The organism is Streptococcus sp. 3874 (assembly GCF_013276425.1).
GTDB classification, from domain to species: Bacteria; Bacillota; Bacilli; order Lactobacillales; family Streptococcaceae; genus Streptococcus; species Streptococcus pseudopneumoniae.
The window spans coordinates 15,024-36,242 of record NZ_VMLA01000074.1; the positions used below are offsets into that span (position 1 = coordinate 15,024).

Annotated in this window: 21 protein-coding genes; 20 read left to right on the forward strand and 1 reads right to left on the reverse strand. The window is 39.4% G+C overall.

The window, feature by feature from the left end:
- Nucleotides 1-16 precede the first annotated feature (16 nt).
- The 16 genes from HT703_RS07805 (at nucleotide 17) to gap (ending at nucleotide 17,000) form a co-directional block, all read left to right on the forward strand.
- Complete coding sequence (locus HT703_RS07805; protein WP_000241469.1) at nucleotides 17-298, forward strand: PTS sugar transporter subunit IIB; 282 nt, start codon at nucleotides 17-19, stop codon at nucleotides 296-298.
- 76 nt (nucleotides 299-374) lie between these two features.
- The gene (locus HT703_RS07810) at nucleotides 375-860 is read left to right on the forward strand and encodes a PTS sugar transporter subunit IIA (protein ID WP_001049927.1); all 486 of its coding nucleotides are present in this window, start codon (nucleotides 375-377) and stop codon (nucleotides 858-860) included.
- A gap of 16 nt (nucleotides 861-876) precedes the next feature.
- Nucleotides 877-1,542, forward strand: a complete 666-nt coding sequence (locus HT703_RS07815) for a 3-keto-L-gulonate-6-phosphate decarboxylase UlaD (RefSeq protein WP_000166727.1) — start codon at nucleotides 877-879, stop codon at nucleotides 1,540-1,542.
- 3 nt (nucleotides 1,543-1,545) lie between these two features.
- A complete protein-coding gene (locus HT703_RS07820; protein ID WP_172930016.1) occupies nucleotides 1,546-2,409 on the forward strand; it encodes an L-ribulose-5-phosphate 3-epimerase in 864 nt (287 codons plus the stop codon).
- 1 nt (nucleotide 2,410) lies between these two features.
- The gene (locus tag HT703_RS07825) at nucleotides 2,411-3,115 is read left to right on the forward strand and encodes an L-ribulose-5-phosphate 4-epimerase (RefSeq protein WP_138705874.1); all 705 of its coding nucleotides are present in this window, start codon (nucleotides 2,411-2,413) and stop codon (nucleotides 3,113-3,115) included.
- A 178-nt stretch (nucleotides 3,116-3,293) separates the two neighbouring features.
- Complete coding sequence (locus HT703_RS07830; RefSeq protein ID WP_172930017.1) at nucleotides 3,294-4,967, forward strand: transcription antiterminator; 1,674 nt, start codon at nucleotides 3,294-3,296, stop codon at nucleotides 4,965-4,967.
- Nucleotides 4,968-5,078: 111 nt separating this feature from the next.
- Nucleotides 5,079-6,170, forward strand: a complete 1,092-nt coding sequence (gene ulaG, locus HT703_RS07835; RefSeq protein WP_023937010.1) for an L-ascorbate 6-phosphate lactonase — start codon at nucleotides 5,079-5,081, stop codon at nucleotides 6,168-6,170.
- 113 nt (nucleotides 6,171-6,283) lie between these two features.
- Nucleotides 6,284-8,260, forward strand: coding sequence for a transketolase (tkt, locus tag HT703_RS07840; RefSeq protein ID WP_054388132.1), 1,977 nt, complete (start codon nucleotides 6,284-6,286; stop codon nucleotides 8,258-8,260).
- A 116-nt stretch (nucleotides 8,261-8,376) separates the two neighbouring features.
- On the forward strand, nucleotides 8,377-8,676 hold the full coding sequence (gene yajC / locus HT703_RS07845) for a preprotein translocase subunit YajC (protein ID WP_001069051.1): 300 nt from the start codon (nucleotides 8,377-8,379) through the stop codon (nucleotides 8,674-8,676).
- Between the two features lie 46 nt (nucleotides 8,677-8,722).
- Nucleotides 8,723-9,151 carry a low molecular weight protein-tyrosine-phosphatase gene (locus HT703_RS07850; protein ID WP_000737440.1) on the forward strand — a complete coding sequence of 143 codons (429 nt, stop codon included), beginning with the start codon at nucleotides 8,723-8,725 and terminating at the stop codon, nucleotides 9,149-9,151.
- 1 nt (nucleotide 9,152) lies between these two features.
- The gene (locus HT703_RS07855; protein WP_000429499.1) at nucleotides 9,153-9,563 is read left to right on the forward strand and encodes an MORN repeat-containing protein; all 411 of its coding nucleotides are present in this window, start codon (nucleotides 9,153-9,155) and stop codon (nucleotides 9,561-9,563) included.
- A gap of 299 nt (nucleotides 9,564-9,862) precedes the next feature.
- Nucleotides 9,863-12,514 (forward strand): bifunctional acetaldehyde-CoA/alcohol dehydrogenase, encoded by a 2,652-nt coding sequence (gene adhE, locus HT703_RS07860; RefSeq protein WP_172921587.1) that lies wholly within the window; start codon nucleotides 9,863-9,865, stop codon nucleotides 12,512-12,514.
- Between the two features lie 123 nt (nucleotides 12,515-12,637).
- Nucleotides 12,638-13,558 (forward strand): XRE family transcriptional regulator, encoded by a 921-nt coding sequence (locus tag HT703_RS07865; RefSeq protein WP_119942052.1) that lies wholly within the window; start codon nucleotides 12,638-12,640, stop codon nucleotides 13,556-13,558.
- 304 nt (nucleotides 13,559-13,862) lie between these two features.
- The gene (locus HT703_RS07870; protein ID WP_138700662.1) at nucleotides 13,863-14,546 is read left to right on the forward strand and encodes an ABC transporter ATP-binding protein; all 684 of its coding nucleotides are present in this window, start codon (nucleotides 13,863-13,865) and stop codon (nucleotides 14,544-14,546) included.
- Nucleotides 14,515-15,816 carry an ABC transporter permease gene (locus HT703_RS07875; protein WP_007284918.1) on the forward strand — a complete coding sequence of 434 codons (1,302 nt, stop codon included), beginning with the start codon at nucleotides 14,515-14,517 and terminating at the stop codon, nucleotides 15,814-15,816. The genes HT703_RS07870 and HT703_RS07875 overlap by 32 nt, the downstream gene beginning before the upstream one ends.
- Nucleotides 15,817-15,992: 176 nt before the next feature.
- Complete coding sequence (gene gap, locus HT703_RS07880; RefSeq protein WP_000260684.1) at nucleotides 15,993-17,000, forward strand: type I glyceraldehyde-3-phosphate dehydrogenase; 1,008 nt, start codon at nucleotides 15,993-15,995, stop codon at nucleotides 16,998-17,000.
- Between the two features lie 68 nt (nucleotides 17,001-17,068).
- Here the strand turns inward: gap and HT703_RS07885 are convergent, their stop codons facing one another.
- Nucleotides 17,069-17,944 carry an RluA family pseudouridine synthase gene (locus tag HT703_RS07885; protein WP_000673119.1) on the reverse strand — a complete coding sequence of 292 codons (876 nt, stop codon included), beginning with the start codon at nucleotides 17,942-17,944 and terminating at the stop codon, nucleotides 17,069-17,071.
- 86 nt (nucleotides 17,945-18,030) lie between these two features.
- Between HT703_RS07885 and pbp2a the strand changes: the two genes are divergently transcribed.
- The 4 genes from pbp2a to nusG are packed head-to-tail and all read left to right on the forward strand — an operon-like array spanning nucleotide 18,031 to nucleotide 21,204.
- A complete protein-coding gene (gene pbp2a, locus HT703_RS07890) occupies nucleotides 18,031-20,226 on the forward strand; it encodes a penicillin-binding protein PBP2A (RefSeq protein WP_000762650.1) in 2,196 nt (731 codons plus the stop codon).
- Nucleotides 20,227-20,278: 52 nt separating this feature from the next.
- The gene (rpmG, locus tag HT703_RS07895) at nucleotides 20,279-20,431 is read left to right on the forward strand and encodes a 50S ribosomal protein L33 (protein ID WP_014017356.1); all 153 of its coding nucleotides are present in this window, start codon (nucleotides 20,279-20,281) and stop codon (nucleotides 20,429-20,431) included.
- 9 nt (nucleotides 20,432-20,440) lie between these two features.
- Nucleotides 20,441-20,617, forward strand: a complete 177-nt coding sequence (gene secE / locus HT703_RS07900; RefSeq protein ID WP_001210991.1) for a preprotein translocase subunit SecE — start codon at nucleotides 20,441-20,443, stop codon at nucleotides 20,615-20,617.
- 50 nt (nucleotides 20,618-20,667) lie between these two features.
- Nucleotides 20,668-21,204 carry a transcription termination/antitermination protein NusG gene (gene nusG, locus HT703_RS07905; RefSeq protein ID WP_000376740.1) on the forward strand — a complete coding sequence of 179 codons (537 nt, stop codon included), beginning with the start codon at nucleotides 20,668-20,670 and terminating at the stop codon, nucleotides 21,202-21,204.
- Nucleotides 21,205-21,219 lie beyond the last annotated feature (15 nt).

The window sequence follows — 21,219 nt, forward strand, 5'->3', positions numbered from 1 at the left end:
GAAAAGGAGAAATAAAATGGTTAAAGTATTAGCAGCGTGCGGAAATGGAATGGGTTCATCAATGGTTATCAAGATGAAGGTTGAAAATGCTCTCCGTAAGCTTAATCAAACAGATTTTACAGTCAATTCATGCAGTGTCGGTGAAGCTAAAGGTTTAGCAGTAGGATATGACATCGTAATCGCTTCTCTTCATTTGATTCAAGAATTGGAAGGGCGAACTAATGGGAAGTTAATTGGGCTTGATAACTTGATGGATGATAAAGAAATCACCGAAAAACTCAGTCAAGCACTACAGTAAAAGGTTGGAGGGGGCTGGACAGAAACTGAGAGTTATCGTTTCTGTCCTTCTCCCTCTTTAAATAAAGGAGGCAGATATGAATTTAAAACAAGCTTTAATTGACAACGACTCGATCCGACTAGGTTTAGAGGCTAACGATTGGAAAGAAGCAGTCAAGGTAGCAGTAGATCCCTTGATTGAAAGTGGGGCAATTTTGCCAGAGTATTACGATGCTATCATTGAATCGACTGAAGAGTATGGGCCTTACTATATCTTGATGCCAGGTATGGCTATGCCCCACGCTAGACCTGAAGCTGGTGTGCAAAGTGATGCCTTTTCATTGATTACCTTACAAAATCCTGTTGTATTTTCAGATGGGAAAGAGGTATCTGTTTTGTTGGCACTAGCAGCAACAAGCTCAAAAATTCACACAAGTGTAGCCATTCCACAAATTATTGCCCTGTTTGAATTAGACGATTCTATTGCACGTTTACAGGCTTGCCAGACTAAAGAAGATGTCTTGGCTATGATTGAAGAATCTAAGGATAGCCCTTATCTCGAAGGATTGGATTTGGAAAGTTAGAAAGAGGAATAAAGAAATGACAAAAAGAATACCTAATTTACAAGTTGCATTAGACCATTCAGACTTGCAAGGAGCGATTAAAGCAGCTGTTTCTGTTGGTCAGGAAGTAGATATTATCGAAGCTGGAACTGTTTGCTTGCTTCAAGTTGGAAGTGAACTGGCTGAAGTCTTGCGTAGCCTTTTCCCAGATAAGATTATTGTGGCAGACACAAAATGTGCTGATGCTGGTGGAACAGTTGCTAAAAATAATGCGGTTCGTGGAGCAGACTGGATGACTTGTATCTGTTGTGCAACCATCCCTACTATGGAAGCAGCTCTAAAGGCTATCAAGACTGAACGAGGAGAACGAGGCGAAATCCAGATCGAGCTTTATGGCGATTGGACTTTTGAACAAGCTCAGCTTTGGCTAGATGCAGGTATTTCACAAGCTATTTATCACCAATCTCGTGATGCTCTTCTTGCTGGTGAAACTTGGGGTGAAAAAGACCTTAATAAGGTTAAAAAACTCATTGACATGGGCTTCCGTGTATCTGTAACAGGTGGTCTAGATGTAGATACTCTCAAACTCTTTGAAGGTGTTGATGTCTTTACCTTTATCGCAGGTCGTGGAATTACAGAGGCTGCGGATCCAGCAGGAGCAGCGCGTGCCTTCAAGGATGAAATCAAACGAATTTGGGGGTAAATCATGGTACGTCCAATTGGAATTTATGAAAAGGCAACCCCAACACACTGTACTTGGCTAGAACGTTTAAATTTTGCCAAGGAGTTAGGCTTTGATTTTGTCGAGATGTCTATTGACGAACGTGACGAGCGTTTAGCAAGACTTGACTGGAGTAAGGAAGAACGCTTGGAAGTTGTCAAAGCAATCTATGAAACTGGTGTTCGTATTCCTTCTATCTGTTTTTCAGGCCATCGTCGCTACTCATTGGGTTCAAAAGATCCAGTTCTAGAGGAAAAATCTCTAGAACTCATGAAAAAATGTATCGAATTAGCTCAAGACTTGGGAGTTCGTACGATTCAATTAGCTGGTTACGATGTTTACTATGAGGAAAAGTCACCCCAGACACGCCAACGTTTTATCAAAAATTTGAGAAAAGCCTGTGATTGGGCTGAAGAAGCTCAGGTGGTACTTGCTATTGAAATTATGGATGATCCTTTCATCAATAGCATCGAAAAATATTTGGCTATAGAAAAAGAGCTTGACTCTCCCTTCCTCTTTGTATATCCAGATATTGGTAATGTGTCTGCATGGCATAATGATATCTATAGTGAGTTTTATCTTGGTCATCATGCCATCGCAGCTCTCCATCTCAAGGATACTTATGCAGTGACAGAAAGTTCAAAGGGGCAGTTCCGAGATGTACCTTTTGGGCAAGGTTGTGTCAAATGGGAAGAAGCTTTCGATATTTTAAAACAAACCAATTATAATGGACCTTTCCTAATCGAAATGTGGTCTGAAAATTGTGAAACAGTAGAAGAAACACGCGCAGCCGTTCAAGAGGCGCAAGCTTTTCTCTATCCACTCATTAAGAAAGCAGGTTTGATGTAAGATGAATCAAGTAATCAATGCTATGCGTAAACGAGTCTGTGATGCCAATCAATCATTGCCAAAACATGGACTTGTCAAATTTACCTGGGGGAATGTATCGGAAGTCAATCGCGAACTCGGTGTCATTGTTATCAAGCCATCAGGCGTGGATTATGACGAATTGACACCTGAAAACATGGTAGTGACTGATCTAGATGGTAAGATCCTAGAAGGGGATTTAAGACCATCTTCCGACCTCCCAACTCATGTGCAATTATATAGGGCTTGGTCAGAAATTGGTAGTGTGGTTCACACCCATTCGACAGAAGCTGTTGGTTGGGCTCAGGCAGGTCGTGATATTCCTTTCTACGGAACAACCCATGCAGATTATTTCTACGGTTCAATCCCTTGTGCCCGTAGTTTGACCAAGGATGAAGTAGAAGTGGCCTATGAAAAAGATACTGGCCTGGTTATCGTAGAAGAGTTTGAACATCGCGGACTTAACCCGGTTGAAGTACCAGGAATTGTTGTACGCAATCACGGTCCATTCACCTGGGGCAAAAATCCAGAGAATGCTGTTTATCACTCTGTCGTACTAGAGGAAGTATCAAAGATGAATCGCTTTACAGAACAAATCAATCCAAGAGTTGAACCTGCTCCCCAGTACATACTAGAAAAACACTACCAACGTAAACATGGACCAAATGCTTATTATGGTCAAAAGTAAGAACGACGAAGGAGGAGAAAAAGATAAATTTAGCTCCTCTTTTTACATTTGATTTTTATTGAGAGTAAAGTTGGAGTTGAAGTAATTTTGAAAGATTTTTTAGAAATAGCGCTTGATATATATATGGTAAAATAAAAAGAATTGCTGTGATATCAATAGATTTGGGGGATTTTTTAATATGGTACTGGATAAGGCAAGTTGTGATTTACTTCAATATTTGATGGATCAAGAAACGTCCAAAACGATTATGGCGATTTCGAAAGATTTGAAAGAGTCAAGAAGGAAAATTTATTATCACATTGACAAAATCAATGCTGCTCTGGGTGACGAGGCGCTTCACATCATTAGTATTCCACGAATTGGTATTCACTTAACGGAAGAGCAGAGAGATGCTTGTTGTAAACTATTATCGGAAGTAGATTCGTACGATTATATCATGAGTGCGCATGAACGTATGATGATAATGTTACTATGGATAGGTATTTCTAAAGAACGTATTACGATTGAAAAATTGATAGAGTTAACAGAGGTATCTAGGAATACTGTTCTCAATGATTTGAATAGTATTCGTTATCAACTAACTTTGGAACAATATCAGGTGACCTTGCAAGTGAGCAAGTCACAGGGATACCACCTTCATGCCCACCCTCTTAATAAAATTCAGTATCTTCAATCGCTTCTATATCATATTTTTATGGAAGAAAATGCCACTTTTGTATCTATTTTAGAAGATAAGATGAAAGAGAGGTTAGATGATGAGTGTTTGCTTTCTGTTGAAATGAACCAATTTTTTAAGGAACAGGTTCCTTTAGTTGAACAAGATTTAGGGAAGAGAATAAACCATCATGAAGTAACTTTTATGTTGCAGGTTCTACCTTATTTGCTGTTAAGCTGTCACAATGTTGAACAGTATCAAGAAAGACATCAGGATATAGAGAAAGAATTTTCTTTGATAAGAAAAAGAATAGAGTATCAGGTGTCTAAGAAATTAGGAGAACGGTTGTTTCAAAAGTTTGAAATTTCTTTGTCAGAACTTGAAGTTTCTCTTGTAGCTGTTCTTCTCCTCTCCTATCGTAAAGATTTGGATATTCATGCAGAAAGTGATGATTTTCGGCAATTAAAACTTGCTTTAGAAGAATTTATCTGGTATTTTGAATCACAAATCCGAATGGAGATTGAGAACAAGGATGATTTGTTACGAAATTTGATGATCCACTGTAAAGCCTTGTTATTTAGAAAGACTTACGGTATTTTTTCTAAAAATCCTCTAACAAAACAAATTCGATCCAAGTATGGAGAATTATTTTTAGTCACTAGAAAATCTGCGGAAATTTTAGAAGGAGCATGGTTTATTCGGCTAACAGACGATGATATTGCCTATTTGACGATCCATATTGGAGGATTTTTAAAGTATACACCATCGTCTCAAAAAAATATGAAAAAAGTTTATCTCGTTTGTGATGAAGGTGTTGCGGTTTCGAGACTTTTGCTGAAACAATGCAAACTTTATTTTCCAAATGAGCAAATTGACACTGTATTTACAACAGAACAATTTAAGAGTGTGGAAGATATTGCACAAGTTGATGTAGTGATTACTACTAATGATGATTTGGATAGCAGATTTCCGATTTTAAGGGTTAATCCTATCCTTGAAGCAGAAGATATTTTGAAAATGCTAGACTATCTTAAACACAATATATTTCGTAATGAGGGCAAAAGTTTCAGTGAAAATCTTTCTAGTCTTATTTCGTCTTATATTGTAGACAGCAAGTTGGCTAGTAAGTTCCAAGAAGAGGTTCAAACACTTATAAATCAAGAAATAGTAGTTCAAGCTTTTTTGGAAGATATTTGAAGGACAGTCCAATGATGAACACAAACCTGTGTTTTTCTTGGTCTTTTTTAGTGTTTTGAAGGGTGGTATACTAATCTCAAAGATAACAATTATATCCAAAGGAGGCAACATATGCCAAACGTCAAAGAAATTACAAGAGAGTCATGGATTTTAGCTACTTTCCCAGAGTGGGGGACCTGGCTCAACGAAGAAATAGAAGAAGAAGTCGTAGCTGAAGGCAACTTTGCCATGTGGTGGCTAGGCAATTGTGGTACTTGGATTAAGACACCAGCTGGTGCTAACGTTGTCATGGACCTTTGGTCAAATCGTGGAAAATCAACCAAAAAAGTGAAAGATATGGTTCGTGGGCACCAAATGGCAAATATGGCTGGTGTTCGTAAGTTGCAACCAAACTTGCGTGTTCAGCCAATGGTTATCGATCCATTTGCTATCAACGAACTAGACTATTACTTAGTTTCACACTTCCATAGTGATCATATCGACCCATACACAGCTGCAGCAATTCTCAACAATCCTAAGTTAGAGCATGTTAAGTTTATCGGTCCTTACCACTGTGGACGAATCTGGGAAGGATGGGGTGTTCCAAAAGAACGTATCATCGTTGTGAAGCCAGGTGACACTATCGAATTAAAAGATATGAAGATTCATGCAGTAGAATCATTTGACCGTACTTGCTTGGTAACTCTCCCAGTGAACGGTGCTGATGAGACAGGCGGTGAACTTGCTGGCTTAGCTGTTACAGATGAAGAAATGGCTCAAAAGGCTGTTAACTATATCTTTGAAACACCAGGTGGAACCATCTATCATGGTGCAGATTCTCACTTCTCAAACTATTTTGCAAAACATGGTAAAGACTTTAAAATTGATGTTGCTTTGAATAACTATGGTGAAAATCCGGTAGGTATCCAAGACAAAATGACATCTATCGACCTTCTTCGTATGGCAGAAAATCTGCGTACCAAAGTCATTATCCCAGTTCACTATGATATCTGGTCTAACTTCATGGCTTCTACTAATGAGATTCTAGAACTTTGGAAAATGCGAAAAGATCGCTTGCAATACGATTTCCATCCATTTATCTGGGAAGTTGGCGGTAAGTATACTTATCCTCAAGATCAACACTTAGTAGAATACCATCATCCACGTGGTTTTGACGATTGTTTTGAACAAGACTCTAACATTCAATTTAAAGCTTTGCTATAATATAAAAATATTCTTTGGAGGTTATCCGTATGTTGCATGATACGGATAATTTTCATATAATAGTAAAATAGAATGTGTGATTCACTAATCACCTCAAATAGAAAGGAAATTCTATGTCAAATCTATCTGTTAATGCAATTCGTTTCCTAGGTATTGACGCTATCAACAAAGCCAACTCAGGTCACCCAGGTGTGGTTATGGGAGCGGCTCCGATGGCTTACAGCCTCTTTACAAAACAACTTCGTATCAATCCAGCTCAACCAAACTGGATCAACCGTGACCGCTTTATTCTTTCAGCAGGTCATGGTTCAATGCTCCTTTATGCCCTTCTTCACCTTTCTGGTTTTGAAGATGTCAGCATGGATGAGATTAAGAGTTTCCGTCAATGGGGTTCAAAAACACCAGGTCACCCAGAATTTGGTCATACGGCAGGGATTGATGCTACGACAGGTCCTCTAGGGCAAGGGATTTCAACTGCTACTGGTTTTGCCCAAGCAGAACGTTTCTTGGCAGCCAAATATAACCGTGAAGGCTACAATATCTTTGACCACTATACTTACGTTATCTGTGGAGACGGAGACTTGATGGAAGGTGTCTCAAGCGAGGCAGCTTCATACGCAGGTTTGCAAAAACTTGATAAGTTGGTTGTTCTTTATGATTCAAATGATATCAACTTGGATGGTGAGACAAAGGATTCCTTTACAGAAAGTGTTCGTGACCGTTACAATGCCTACGGTTGGCATACTGCCTTGGTTGAAAATGGAACAGACTTGGAAGCCATCCATGCTGCTATCGAAACAGCAAAAGCTTCAGGCAAGCCATCTTTGATTGAAGTGAAGACGGTTATTGGATACGGTTCTCCAAACAAACAAGGAACTAATGCTGTACACGGCGCCCCTCTTGGAGCAGATGAAACTGCATCAACTCGTCAAGCCCTCGGTTGGGACTACGAACCATTTGAAATTCCAGAACAAGTATATGCTGATTTCAAAGAACATGTTGCAGACCGTGGCGCATCAGCTTATCAAGCTTGGACTAAATTAGTTGCAGATTATAAAGAAGCTCATCCAGAACTGGCTGCAGAAGTAGAAGCCATCATCGACGGACGTGATCCAGTCGAAGTGACTCCAGCAGACTTCCCAGCTTTAGAAAATGGTTTTTCTCAAGCAACTCGTAATTCAAGTCAAGATGCCTTGAATGTTGTGGCAGCTAAATTACCAACCTTCCTAGGTGGATCAGCTGACCTTGCTCACTCAAACATGACTTATATCAAGACGGATGGACTTCAAGACGATACCAATCGCTTGAATCGTAACATTCAGTTTGGTGTTCGTGAATTTGCAATGGGAACAATCTTGAACGGGATGGCCCTTCATGGTGGACTTCGTGTATACGGTGGAACTTTCTTCGTCTTCTCTGACTATGTGAAGGCAGCTGTCCGCTTGTCAGCCTTACAAGGACTTCCTGTGACTTATGTCTTTACCCATGATTCAATCGCAGTTGGGGAAGATGGTCCGACTCACGAACCAGTTGAGCATTTAGCAGGTCTTCGTGCTATGCCAAATCTAAATGTTTTCCGTCCAGCAGATGCGCGTGAAACGCAAGCAGCTTGGTACCTTGCAGTGACAAGTGAGAAAACACCAACTGCCCTTGTCTTGACACGTCAAAACTTGACTGTTGAAGATGGAACAGACTTCGACAAGGTTGCTAAAGGTGCTTATGTTGTATATGAAAATGCAGCCGACTTTGATACCATCTTGATTGCGACAGGTTCAGAGGTTAATCTTGCTGTCTCAGCTGCTAAAGAATTGGCTAGTCAAGGCGAAAAAATCCGCGTAGTCAGCATGCCATCTACAGATGTCTTTGATAAACAAGATGCAGCTTACAAGGAAGAGATTCTTCCAAATGCAGTCCGCCGTCGTGTTGCAGTCGAAATGGGTGCAAGTCAAAACTGGTACAAATATGTTGGTCTCGATGGTGCCGTTCTAGGTATTGATACCTTCGGAGCCTCTGCCCCAGCACCAAAAGTATTGGCAGAATATGGCTTTACTGTAGAAAATCTTGTAAAAGTTGTTCGAAACTTGAAATAATCCTAAAAATCAGGGCGTAAGCTCTGGTTTTTCTTACCAGAAAAGTAAGGTACAATCTTGTAAAAGTAGCTGAAATTTGATATAGTAGTCCTATGTAAAAGACAAAGGAGAAAACAATGAATCCAAATATTACTTTTTTAATCATGCTTGTAGGTATGATGGCCTTGATGTTCTTTATGCAACGCTCTCAAAAGAAACAAGCTCAAAAGCGTATGGAAAGCTTAAATAAACTACAAAAAGGCTATGAAGTGATTACAATCGGTGGACTTTATGGAACAGTCGATGAAGTAGATACGGAGAAGGGAACAATAGTTCTTGACGTAGATGGAGTTTACTTGACTTTTGAACTAGCTGCTATCAAGACAGTATTACCGCTGAAAGAAACAGCTTCACTAGAAGGCGCAATTGAAAAATAAGACGGGATCACGAACTCCCGTTTTTCTATAAAAGAAAGGAAATGGGATGAAAAAATTAGTCTTTGTCTGTCTGGGAAATATTTGCCGTAGCCCTATGGCCGAGTTTGTTATGAAATCAATGACAGATAACTACGAAATCCAAAGTCGAGCAACTTCCTCTTGGGAACATGGCAATCCGATTCATAAGGGGACTCAGGGAATTTTTCAAGAGTATGAGATTCCTTATGACAAGAACAAGACATCGCTTCAGATTAGTAAGGAAGATTTTGAAGCCTTTGATTATATTATCGGAATGGACGCTTCAAATATTTCTGACTTACGTCAGATGTGTCCAGTAGACTGTCAAGATAAGATTTACTCATTTTCATCTGAAAGTGTTCCAGACCCTTGGTATACAGGAGATTTTGAAGAAACCTATCGACGTGTTCAAGAGGGCTGTCAAGCTTGGTTAGAACGTTTAGAAAAGGAGAGTTAAGGTGGAAAATCTTACGAATTTTTACGAAAAGTATCGTGTCTATCTGACTCGTCCACGATTAGAGCTTTTGGCAGTAGTTACCATTGTTTTCTGTGCTGTACTCGTCTTTTTTCTAAATATTCCAGGAAAAGGTGTCTTAAAACTCGATAATGGAACGATTGTTTATGATGGCAGTCTTGTCCGTGGTAAAATGAATGGTCAAGGTACCATTACCTTCCAAAATGGAGACCAATATACAGGTGGCTTCAACAATGGAGCCTTCAACGGAAAAGGTACCTTTCAATCTAAAGAAGGCTGGACCTACGAAGGTGATTTTGTAAATGGTCAGGCTGAAGGAAAAGGGAAACTAACAACAGAACAAGAAGTCGTTTATGAAGGAACTTTTAAACAAGGCGTTTTTCAACAAAAATAAAGCCTCCTTATCAAAGGAGGTATTATTAGAATTACAAGGTAAGCGCTTACCTGTAAATCCCTTTCTTTCCAAATCTCTCTTCCAAGCAAGTTTGTGAAATAAAAAATATTTGAAATAAATTTCACAAACTTCAAAGATAAAACCTGATAAGAAAAGAAAATGAGAAAAGTTTCACAAGAGTTTAAAAATTCTTTGTGAAATGTTTATGAAACTGTTTACAAAGTTGAAATAATACGTTATAATAAACTTGTGAAAAAATTAACAAAGGATATCGATCCTTGAAAGCTATGGAGGAAAATATGGCTGATAAAAAAACTGTGACACCAGAGGAAAAGAAACTCGTTGCTGAAAAACACGTAGATGAGTTGGTTCAAAAAGCTCTAGTTGCCCTTGAAGAAATGCGTAAATTGGATCAAGAGCAAGTTGACTACATCGTTGCCAAAGCATCAGTAGCAGCTTTGGATGCCCACGGAGAATTGGCTTTACATGCCTTTGAAGAAACAGGACGTGGTGTATTTGAAGATAAAGCAACTAAGAACTTGTTTGCCTGTGAACACGTAGTAAACAACATGCGTGGAGTTAAAACAGTTGGAGTTATCGAAGATGATCCAATTACAGGGTTGACGAAGATTGCTGAACCTGTTGGTGTAATTTGTGGTCTCACTCCAACAACCAACCCAACTTCAACAGCTATTTTCAAATCATTGATTTCATTGAAGACACGTAACCCAATCGTCTTTGCCTTCCACCCATCAGCACAAGAATCATCAGCTCATGCAGCTCGCATCGTCCGCGATGCAGCTATCGCAGCTGGTGCTCCTGAAAACTGTGTGCAATGGATCACTGAACCATCTATGGAAGCAACAAGTGCCCTTATGAACCACGAAGGTGTTGCGACAATCCTTGCAACAGGTGGTAATGCCATGGTTAAAGCGGCTTACTCATGTGGTAAACCAGCTCTTGGGGTAGGTGCCGGAAACGTTCCAGCTTATGTTGAAAAATCAGCTAACATCCGCCAAGCTGCGCACGATATCGTCATGTCTAAATCATTTGACAACGGTATGGTTTGTGCCTCAGAGCAAGCGGTTATCATTGACAAAGAAATTTACGATGAATTTGTAGCAGAGTTCAAATCATATCATACTTACTTTGTAAACAAAAAAGAAAAAGCACTTCTTGAAGAGTTCTGCTTCGGTGTGAAAGCAAACAGCAAAAACTGTGCTGGTGCAAAATTGAACGCTGACATCGTTGGTAAACCAGCAACTTGGATTGCAGAACAAGCAGGATTTACAGTTCCAGAAGGAACAAATATTCTTGCTGCAGAATGTAAAGAAGTTGGTGAAAATGAGCCATTGACTCGTGAAAAATTGTCACCAGTTATCGCAGTTTTGAAATCTGAAAGCCGTGAAGATGGTATTACTAAGGCTCGTCAAATGGTTGAATTTAACGGTCTTGGACACTCAGCAGCCATCCACACAGCTGACGAAGAATTGACTAAAGAATTTGGTAAAGCTGTTAAAGCTATTCGTGTTATCTGTAACTCACCTTCTACTTTCGGTGGTATCGGGGATGTTTACAATGCCTTCTTGCCATCATTGACACTTGGATGTGGTTCTTACGGACGCAACTCAGTTGGGGATAACGTTAGTGCCATTAACCTCTTGAATATCAAAAAAGTCGGAAGACGGAGAAATAACATGCAATGGATGAAACTTCCTTCAAAAACATACTTTGAACGTGATTCAATTCAATACCTTCAAAAATGTCGTGACGTTGAACGTGTCATGATCGTTACTGACCATGCCATGGTAGAGCTTGGTTTCCTTGATCGTATCATCGAACAACTGGACCTTCGTCGCAATAAGGTTGTTTACCAAATCTTTGCGGATGTAGAACCGGATCCAGATATCACAACTGTAAACCGTGGTACTGAGATTATGCGTGCCTTCAGACCAGATACCATCATCGCACTCGGTGGTGGGTCTCCAATGGATGCTGCCAAAGTAATGTGGCTTTTCTACGAGCAACCAGAAGTGGACTTCCGTGACCTTGTCCAAAAATTCATGGATATCCGTAAACGTGCCTTCAAGTTCCCATTGCTTGGTAAGAAGACTAAATTCATCGCGATTCCAACTACATCTGGTACAGGCTCTGAAGTAACACCATTTGCCGTTATCTCTGATAAAGCAAACAACCGTAAATACCCAATCGCTGACTACTCATTGACACCAACTGTGGCAATTGTAGACCCTGCTTTGGTATTGACAGTTCCAGGATTTGTTGCTGCTGATACTGGTATGGACGTATTGACTCACGCGACAGAAGCATACGTATCACAAATGGCTAGTGACTACACTGATGGTTTAGCACTTCAAGCTATTAAATTGGTCTTTGAAAATCTCGAAAGCTCAGTTAAGAATGCAGACTTCCACTCACGTGAGAAAATGCATAACGCTTCAACAATCGCTGGTATGGCCTTTGCCAATGCCTTCCTAGGTATTTCTCACTCAATGGCCCATAAGATTGGTGCGCAATTCCACACAGTTCACGGACGTACAAATGCCATCTTGCTTCCGTACGTTATCCGTTACAACGGTACACGTCCAGCTAAGACAGCAACATGGCCTAAGTACAACTACTACCGTGCAGATGAAAAATACCAAGATATCGCACGCATGCTTGGACTTCCAGCTTCTACTCCAGAAGAAGGGGTTGAATCTTACGCAAAAGCTGTCTACGAACTCGGTGAACGTATTGGGATCCAAATGAATTTTAGAGACCAAGGAATTGACGAAAAAGAATGGAAAGAACATTCTCGTAAATTAGCCTTCCTGGCTTATGAAGACCAATGTTCACCAGCTAACCCACGTCTTCCAATGGTAGACCATATGCAAGAAATCATCGAAGATGCATACTATGGCTACAAAGAAAGACCAGGACGCCGTAAATAATTGTTTATCAGTTTAGAGGCAGGAGTTATCCTGTCTCTTTTTTGTAATTCTATTTGAAAAATGGTATAATCATCGCATATATTTATTTGAAAATCAAATCTTTAATAATCATGCGAGGGGCAAATGAACAAGATAAATGAGTTAGGGGATAAAGTGCGACTTTTAAGAGAGGAGAAAGGACTTAGTCGTCCAGTTTTTTGCGGGGATGAGTCTGAATTATCAGTGCGTCAGTTGGTGCGGATTGAAAAAGGAGAATTTCGCCCGACGATAAAAACCCTAGAATATATTGCAGATAGATTAGAAATTCCGTCCTACGTCTTGATGCCAGATTATAAGGAATTACCGAAGCGTTACCAAGAATTAAAGTACTTTCTTTTACATCATCCTGACTATGGAGACAAGGAGTTGCAGGAACAAAAGGAAGAATATTTCGATGAGATTTTTGAGAATTTTTATGATGATTTGCCACGTGATGAGAAAGTGCTAGTGGATTGTCTTCAAGCTATAGATGCAGTGAGAATGACTAGTAATTCCTTATATGGAAGCAGTGTGATTGAGGACAGTCTTCAAGACTTACTATCCAGAGATGTATATAAAGCCGAGGACTTGTTGAAACTGAGACTGTATTTCAACTGTCAGTTAATGGATGGTTTAAATATGGGTGAGATAAAAGAATCTGAGCATGAAACCATTCTTTGTTTTCATGACAAACTAAGTTCTCAGGTTGATAAGATAGAGTTCGATTGTTTGGACTTACTTAGAGACTCCTTGTTAGCTTCTTTAACTTGTATAGAGATTATGGGGTTGCTTCATTATTTTAAGAGGGCAGTCGAGACATTAAATAAAATAGGGCAAAAAACACGAGATTTTCAAAAACAACCGATTGTCTTGATGGTGGAGTGGAAATATTATATTCAGACGGATTATGATACAGCCAAACAAAAGTATGAAGAAGCAAAAATGATGGCGAGGATGTTTGGCAATGAGAAGTTAATCGTTAGTTTAGATAATGAATGGAGCGAGGATCTAGAAAGATATCGTTAAAGAGTTTATAGGAGTGACATTTCTGTCATTGAGGGAATGCCGCTTTTTTGTTAAAATGAATTTTATACTCAATGAAAATCAAAGAGCAAAGTAGGAAACTAGCCGCAGGCTGTACTTGAGTACGGCAAGGCGACGTTGACGTGGTTTGAAGAGATTTTCGAAGAGTATTACTTGATATACATCCAGAAGCAAACGAGGCAATAGAGAGGAAACTCTAAGTAGTAGGCCCATAGGGTCAATCAACTTGAAGGATTTTCTATCAGTATGATGTATAATGATAACAGTTTTAAATAAGGGGGAAAGAATGTCCATTTTATCCATTAAAAATATTTCAAAATTTTATGCCTTGGACGGTAAACATCAAGAGCAGGCTTTAAAGAATATAAATCTGCAGATTGCAAAAGGTAAAATTACAGCGATTTACGGTCCATCAGGATGTGGCAAAACCAGTCTACTAAACATCATCAGTGGTTTAGATAGACAATATGAAGGAGATTTAGAGTTTAAAGGGGAATCTCTCCGTGACTTATCAGAGATTGAACTAACTCAATTTCGTAAAAACAAGATTGGATTTGTGTTTCAAAACTTTAATCTCATTCCTCATCAGTCTGTCTTGGACAATGTCAAGCTACCTCTCTATGTCAAAGATTTATCTGACAGGGAGATGACAATGATTGCAAAGGAGCAATTAAGTAACTTGGGCATGGAGCCTTTTATTGCTAAAAATGTTAAACAGCTTTCTGGTGGGCAAAAGCAACGTGTAGCAATCGCGCGTGCACTGGTAAATCAGCCTGATATGATTGTAGCAGATGAGCCAACGGGTTCGCTGGATTCTCAATCCCAAGAAATGGTATTGGAAGTGTTTAAAAAATTAGCCCAAACAGGGAAAACAGTACTGATTGTAACCCATAATCCAGAGGTTGCTGAATATGCAGACGTGATTATCAAAATGAAGGATGGTGAAGTCGTTGAAGAAGTCAAAAAATAAAGGATTATCATTGAAAAATAAATTCAAACTTTCTTTAAATAACTTTATGGAAAGAAAATGGCGTAACCTATTGATTGCGCTAGCAACCTCAATCGGTTTTGTAGGAGTCTTAATTTCTTTCGGCTTGGGAAATGCATTGATTTCGATGATTGATGAAAATACGAATGGAGGTCAAATCCCTTCTCAAGTTCAGATTGCTTTAAACACAAAAAATGTTGGACGAGGCTTTTTGAACCAAGATGATAAGAACTATATCACGGATACAGTTGGCAAAGAAGCTATTAAATATTTGGAGAGTCCTTTTGGGATGATCATGTCAAATATGACTATAGATGGTCAAGAAATGGATCTGAGTCAAACGATGCCTTCTTATGCTCAAGTAGTGAGTCTATATGAGGATACAAGTATTTCTGTTAGTAGTAATGAGGCGGACAAAGTATTAGCCGGTTCCCTCTATACGGATTCAAATGAACAGGGATTGACGATTCCAAGCAGTTTACTAAAAAATTGGAATGAACAGACAGGAAAAAATCTGACAGCTAGTGATATTATTGGCAAATCAGTCTCAGCCAGCATTGTAGAAAATGATGCTGAAGCTAGCAAGACTGCTCAATTTCAAACAAAGATTGTACGTGTAATCAATGATGAAGATGACTTGGAGGACAGCAACAGTTTCATGCCGTCTCATCAAATGGAAACGATTTTGAAAGAGGCTGGATTTACAAAAGCTGTATCTTATTTTATCTTGGAACTCAAAGATCCATCACAAACAAAAGCGATAACAGAAGAATTGCAGAAAAACAAGAAGTATACTGTTCTTTCTCAACAGAAGGTTCTTGATATTGTGATTACTTTTATTCGTGTCATTCAGGGATTGTTGATTGTACTTTCATCACAAGCTATTGTGGTAGCAGCGGTCATGATTGGTATCATTATTTACATCAATATCATGCAACGTTCTAAGGAAATAGGTGTCATGAAGGCAGTTGGTTATCAAAATCGTGATGTCAAAGGAATTTTTATTTACGAGGCTATCTGGATTGTAGGAATCGCCTTGCTGCTGGCATTTTTGGTTGCACAAGGGGTGGGAAGTTTGGCGAATGCGGTTGTAAATCACTTTTACCCATCCATCACGAAGGTTTTTGAATTAAATCTTTTATCTGTTTTAGGAACTCTAGCTTTCGCTCTATTACTTGGTTATGTCTCAGCCTACTTCCCAGCGCGTAAAATTAGTAAAATGGATCCTGTAGAATCGCTACGATATGAATAGTAAGGAAGTTCTTGATTTATAGCCTTAAAAAGAAACAAACATAGAAAAACAATGCCCATACTTGCAATTCAACTCAAATAGTTATATAATAGGTTTGTTGAAAGGTGATTTGTAGTGATTCAAGTTACTCTTTTCACAATAAAAATTTCATGATTTTCATAAGGAGGAAATCACTAATGGTAGTTAAAGTTGGTATTAACGGTTTCGGACGTATCGGTCGTCTTGCTTTCCGTCGTATCCAAAACGTAGAAGGTGTTGAAGTTACACGCATCAACGACCTTACAGATCCAGTTATGCTTGCACACTTGTTGAAATACGACACAACTCAAGGTCGTTTCGACGGTACTGTTGAAGTTAAAGAAGGTGGATTCGAAGTTAACGGTAAATTCGTTAAAGTTTCTGCTGAACGTGATCCAGAACAAATCGACTGGGCTACTGACGGTGTAGAAATCGTTCTTGAAGCTACTGGTTTCTTTGCTAAGAAAGAAGCCGCTGAAAAACACCTTAAAGGTGGAGCTAAAAAAGTTGTTATCACTGCTCCTGGTGGAAACGACGTTAAAACAGTTGTATTCAACACTAACCACGACGTTCTTGACGGTACTGAAACAGTTATCTCAGGTGCTTCATGTACTACAAACTGCTTGGCTCCAATGGCTAAAGCTCTTCAAGACAACTTTGGTGTTGTTGAAGGATTGATGACTACTATCCACGCTTACACTGGTGACCAAATGATCCTTGACGGACCACACCGTGGTGGTGACCTTCGCCGTGCTCGCGCTGGTGCTGCAAACATCGTTCCTAACTCAACTGGTGCTGCTAAAGCTATCGGTCTTGTAATTCCAGAATTGAACGGTAAACTTGACGGATCTGCACAACGCGTTCCAACTCCAACTGGATCAGTTACTGAATTGGTAGCTGTTCTTGAAAAGAACGTTACTGTTGATGAAGTGAATGCAGCTATGAAAGCAGCTTCAAACGAATCATACGGCTACACAGAAGATCCAATCGTATCTTCAGATATCATAGGTATGTCTTACGGTTCATTGTTTGACGCAACTCAAACTAAAGTCCTTGACGTTGACGGTAAACAATTGGTTAAAGTTGTATCATGGTACGACAACGAAATGTCATACACTGCACAACTTGTTCGTACTCTTGAATACTTCGCAAAAATTGCTAAATAATTCATGAGTCGATAAAAAGCAAGGCCTCTTGGTCTTGCTTTTCTTATATGGAAAAATGGATGACACAATCATCCATTCTTTTTTAATTCTGTTTCAAAAGTATCTGATGGGACAGTGAAGCTTAATTTCTCTAGAGTAAGCGGATGGGTAAAGGACAGTCGGAAGGCGTGGAGCATAAGCCGACTCGTCTTTGAATTGCTGTTATAGAGAGGGTCGCCCAAAATAGGGAAGTTATGATGCGAAAGGTGCACACGAATCTGATGGGTTCGCCCTGTCTTTAGTTTACAACGGACAAGGGTCGTTTTGTTTGGGAATTGCTTTAATCTGCTTACATGCGTTTCAGCATATTGCCCATTTTTTGTATCAACTATTCGTTTTCTGCGGTCATGGCGATCACGCCCAATTTTGTCTTTGAAAACAAGTTCTTTGCTGTTGATATTTCCGTCAACAAGCGCCCAATATTCCCTAGAAATCTCTTTTTTCTCCAATAAGCGGTTGAGAATGGGCAGGATAAAAGGATTTTTGGCAAAGAGAACTAAGCCACTGGTTTCCATGTCCAGACGATGAACGACATAGCAGGTTTGGCCAACATAGGCACTGACATGGTTGAGAAGGGCGATTTCGTTTGGCTGATTACCATGCGTTTTCATCCCCTCTGGTTTGTTCACAATAACCAAGTGTTGATCTTGATAAACTTCCTGCACTAAGTCTGGGTTGCCCCAAGGGATCGTCTTTTGGGAATAATCTTCCTCGTCAAAAGTCAACTGGCAAACATCTCCAGGATTTACGATTTCGTTCCAGTGGACTTCTTCTTGATTTATCAAAATATGTTTCTTGATTCTCAAAAAATGACGGATTTTTCTAGGGATGAGGAGTTGTTCCTCAAGTAATTGCTTTACCGTCATTGGAGGTAGAGAGTCTGGTAATGTAAATGTGAATTTCATACAGATATTGTAACAAAAAAAGCCCTATTTGGATAGGAAATAGCTAAATTCTTGTCTTCCTATGATGAAGATGATAAAATAAACGCATGAAATTAGATAAATTATTCGAGAAATTTCTTTCTCTTTTTAAAAAAGAAACAAGTGAATCAGAGGATTCTGGGTCTACTAGCTTACGTCGCTCTCGTAGTGATCGAAAAAAATTAGCCCAAGTGGGTCCGATTCGAAAATTCTGGCGTCGTTATCATTTAACAAAGATTGTCCTTATACTAGGTTTGAGTGCAGGCTTGTTAGTTGGAACCTATTTGTTTGCTGTAGCCAAGTCAACCAATGTCAATGATTTGCAAAATGCCTTGAAAACTCGGACTATTATTTTTGACCGTGAAGAAAAAGAGGCTGGTGCCTTGTCTGGTCAAAAAGGAACCTACGTTGAACTGATTGACATCAGTAAAAATTTACAGAATGCCGTTATTGCGACAGAAGACCGTTCTTTCTATAAAAATGACGGAATTAACTATGGCCGTTTCTTCTTGGCGATTGTCACTGCTGGTCGTTCAGGTGGTGGTTCTACTATTACCCAGCAGCTGGCTAAAAACGCCTATTTGTCACAGGATCAAACTGTCGAGAGAAAAGCGAAAGAATTTTTCTTGGCTTTAGAATTGACTAAAAAATATAGTAAGGATCAGATCTTAACCATGTACCTTAACAACGCTTATTTTGGAAATGGTGTGTGGGGCGTTGAAGATGCGAGTAAGAAATACTTTGGAGTTTCTGCATCAGAGGTGAGTCTGGATCAAGCTGCGACTCTGGCAGGGATGCTCAAAGGACCGGAATTGTATAATCCTTTGAATTCCGTAGAAGATTCAACTAATCGTCGCGACACTGTCTTGCAAAATATGGTTGCAGCAGGATATATTGATAAAAACCAAGAAACCGAAGCTGCAGAAGTTGATATGACTTCGCAATTGCACGATAAGTATGAAGGAAAAATCTCAGATTACCGCTATCCTTCTTATTTTGATGCGGTGGTTAATGAAGCCGTTTCCAAGTATAATCTAACAGAGGAAGAGATTGTCAATAATGGTTACCGCATTTACACAGAGCTGGACCAAAACTACCAAGCAAATATGCAGGTTGTCTATGAGAATACATCGCTATTTCCAAGAGCAGAGGATGGAACATTTGCACAATCAGGAAGTGTAGCTCTCGAACCGAAAACAGGTGGAGTTCGTGGAGTTGTCGGTCAGGTTGCTGACAATGATAAAACTGGATTCCGGAATTTCAACTATGCAACCCAATCAAAACGTAGCCCTGGCTCTACAATTAAGCCTTTAGTTGTTTATACACCAGCAGTTGAGGCAGGTTGGGCTTTGAATAAGCTCTTGGATAACCATACCATGCAGTATAACAACTATAAGGTTGATAACTATGCAGGAATCAAAACGAGTCGAGAAGTTCCTATGTATCAAGCCTTGGCAGAATCGCTTAATCTGCCTGCTGTTGCTACTGTTAATGATTTGGGCCTTGATAAGGCTTTTGAGGCGGGCGAAAAATTCGGACTCAACATGGAAAAGGTCGATCGTGTTCTTGGTGTCGCCTTGGGAAGTGGTGTTGAAACCAACCCTCTTCAAATGGCTCAAGCATACGCTGCCTTTGCTAATGAAGGTTTAATGCCGGAAGCTCATTTTATTAGTAGAATTGAAAATGCTAGTGGTCAGGTCATTGCGAGCCATAAACATTCACAAAAACGAGTGATTGATAAAGCTGTAGCTGACAAGATGACTAGTATGATGTTGGGTACATTTACAAACGGAACAGGTATTAGTTCATCACCTGCAGACTATGTCATGGCAGGGAAAACTGGTACAACTGAAGCAGTTTTCAATCCGGAGTACACAAGTGACCAGTGGGTAATTGGTTATACTCCGGATGTAGTGATTAGTCACTGGCTTGGTTTTCCAACCACTGATGAAAATCACTATCTAGCGGGTTCTACATCAAATGGTGCTGCTCATGTCTTTAGAAATATTGCCAATACCATTTTACCTTATACACCAGGAAGTACCTTTACAGTTGAAAATGCATATAAGAAAAATGGAATTGCACCAGCCAATACAAGAAATCAAGTACAGAGTAATGAAGAAAATCAGGCGGATAATAGCCTTTCTGATATTAGAAGTCGTGCGCAAAGTCTAGTAGATGAGGCTAGTCGGGCTATCTCGGATGCGAAGATTAAGGAAAAGGCTCAAACAATATGGGATTCGGTAGTCAATCTATTTCGCTAAGATGCTTGTCAAAGCCTAGCTTTCTTGTTATAATAGATAAGATGGAGGCGTTATGGCACTAAAAAAAGCAAGCCTAGCTTGTGCGGTTTGTGGTTCGAGAAACTATTCAATCAAGATTAGTGGAACCCCCAAGCCTACACGACTAGAAGTAAATAAATTTTGTAAGCATTGTGGCAAGTACACTACACACAGAGAAACGAGATAGGAGAGAGCGATGCGTTTTATTGGAGATATTTTTAGACTTCTTAAAGACACAACATGGCCAACTCGCAAGGAAAGCTGGAGAGATTTTCGTTCTATCATGGAATACACAGCTTTCTTTGTAGTAATTATTTACATTTTTGACCAGTTGATTGTTTCAGGTTTGATTCGATTTATTAACATTTTTTAGAAGAGTAGTGAAAGTACACTAAAAATCTTCTATTTATGAAAGGAAATATCATGGATAGTTTTGATAAAGGGTGGTTTGTTTTACAAACTTATTCTGGTTATGAAAATAAGGTAAAAGAAAATTTATTACAACGTGCACAAACCTACAATATGTTGGATAATATTTTACGCGTTGAAATTCCAACGCAAACAGTGCAAGTTGAAAAAAATGGAAAGAGAAAAGAAGTAGAAGAAAATCGCTTTCCAGGTTATGTTCTTGTAGAAATGGTCATGACAGATGAAGCTTGGTTTGTTGTTCGAAACACACCAAATGTTACAGGATTCGTCGGATCTCACGGAAATAGATCAAAACCAACTCCATTATTGGAACAAGAAATTCGTGATATCTTGGTTTCTATGGGACAAACTGTACAAGAGTTTGATATCGATGTTGAAGTTGGTCAAACTGTACGTATTATTGATGGTGCTTTTGCAGACTACACTGGTAAGATTACAGAAATTGATAATAACAAAGTGAAGATGATTATCTCTATGTTTGGTAATGACACAGTTGCAGAAGTAAACCTAAACCAAATCGCAGAATTATAACCCAAAGAGAGGCAA

Bases quoted from the DNA above. Each gene is read 5' to 3' on its own strand.
- pbp2a (WP_000762650.1), top strand. From the start codon at position 18,031: ATGAAATTAGATAAATTATTCGAGAAATTTCTTTCTCTTTTTAAAAAA.
- HT703_RS07875 (WP_007284918.1), top strand. From the start codon at position 14,515: ATGGTGAAGTCGTTGAAGAAGTCAAAAAATAAAGGATTATCATTGAAA.
- HT703_RS07885 (WP_000673119.1), bottom strand. From the start codon at position 17,944: ATGAAATTCACATTTACATTACCAGACTCTCTACCTCCAATGACGGTA.
- nusG (WP_000376740.1), top strand. From the start codon at position 20,668: ATGGATAGTTTTGATAAAGGGTGGTTTGTTTTACAAACTTATTCTGGT.
- HT703_RS07865 (WP_119942052.1), top strand. From the start codon at position 12,638: ATGAACAAGATAAATGAGTTAGGGGATAAAGTGCGACTTTTAAGAGAG.
- ulaG (WP_023937010.1), top strand. From the start codon at position 5,079: ATGCCAAACGTCAAAGAAATTACAAGAGAGTCATGGATTTTAGCTACT.
- HT703_RS07810 (WP_001049927.1), top strand. From the start codon at position 375: ATGAATTTAAAACAAGCTTTAATTGACAACGACTCGATCCGACTAGGT.
- rpmG (WP_014017356.1), top strand. From the start codon at position 20,279: ATGGCACTAAAAAAAGCAAGCCTAGCTTGTGCGGTTTGTGGTTCGAGA.
- HT703_RS07805 (WP_000241469.1), top strand. From the start codon at position 17: ATGGTTAAAGTATTAGCAGCGTGCGGAAATGGAATGGGTTCATCAATG.
- gap (WP_000260684.1), top strand. From the start codon at position 15,993: ATGGTAGTTAAAGTTGGTATTAACGGTTTCGGACGTATCGGTCGTCTT.
- HT703_RS07815 (WP_000166727.1), top strand. From the start codon at position 877: ATGACAAAAAGAATACCTAATTTACAAGTTGCATTAGACCATTCAGAC.
- yajC (WP_001069051.1), top strand. From the start codon at position 8,377: ATGAATCCAAATATTACTTTTTTAATCATGCTTGTAGGTATGATGGCC.
- HT703_RS07830 (WP_172930017.1), top strand. From the start codon at position 3,294: ATGGTACTGGATAAGGCAAGTTGTGATTTACTTCAATATTTGATGGAT.
- HT703_RS07870 (WP_138700662.1), top strand. From the start codon at position 13,863: ATGTCCATTTTATCCATTAAAAATATTTCAAAATTTTATGCCTTGGAC.
- HT703_RS07825 (WP_138705874.1), top strand. From the start codon at position 2,411: ATGAATCAAGTAATCAATGCTATGCGTAAACGAGTCTGTGATGCCAAT.
- tkt (WP_054388132.1), top strand. From the start codon at position 6,284: ATGTCAAATCTATCTGTTAATGCAATTCGTTTCCTAGGTATTGACGCT.
- HT703_RS07850 (WP_000737440.1), top strand. From the start codon at position 8,723: ATGAAAAAATTAGTCTTTGTCTGTCTGGGAAATATTTGCCGTAGCCCT.
- secE (WP_001210991.1), top strand. From the start codon at position 20,441: ATGCGTTTTATTGGAGATATTTTTAGACTTCTTAAAGACACAACATGG.
- adhE (WP_172921587.1), top strand. From the start codon at position 9,863: ATGGCTGATAAAAAAACTGTGACACCAGAGGAAAAGAAACTCGTTGCT.
- HT703_RS07820 (WP_172930016.1), top strand. From the start codon at position 1,546: ATGGTACGTCCAATTGGAATTTATGAAAAGGCAACCCCAACACACTGT.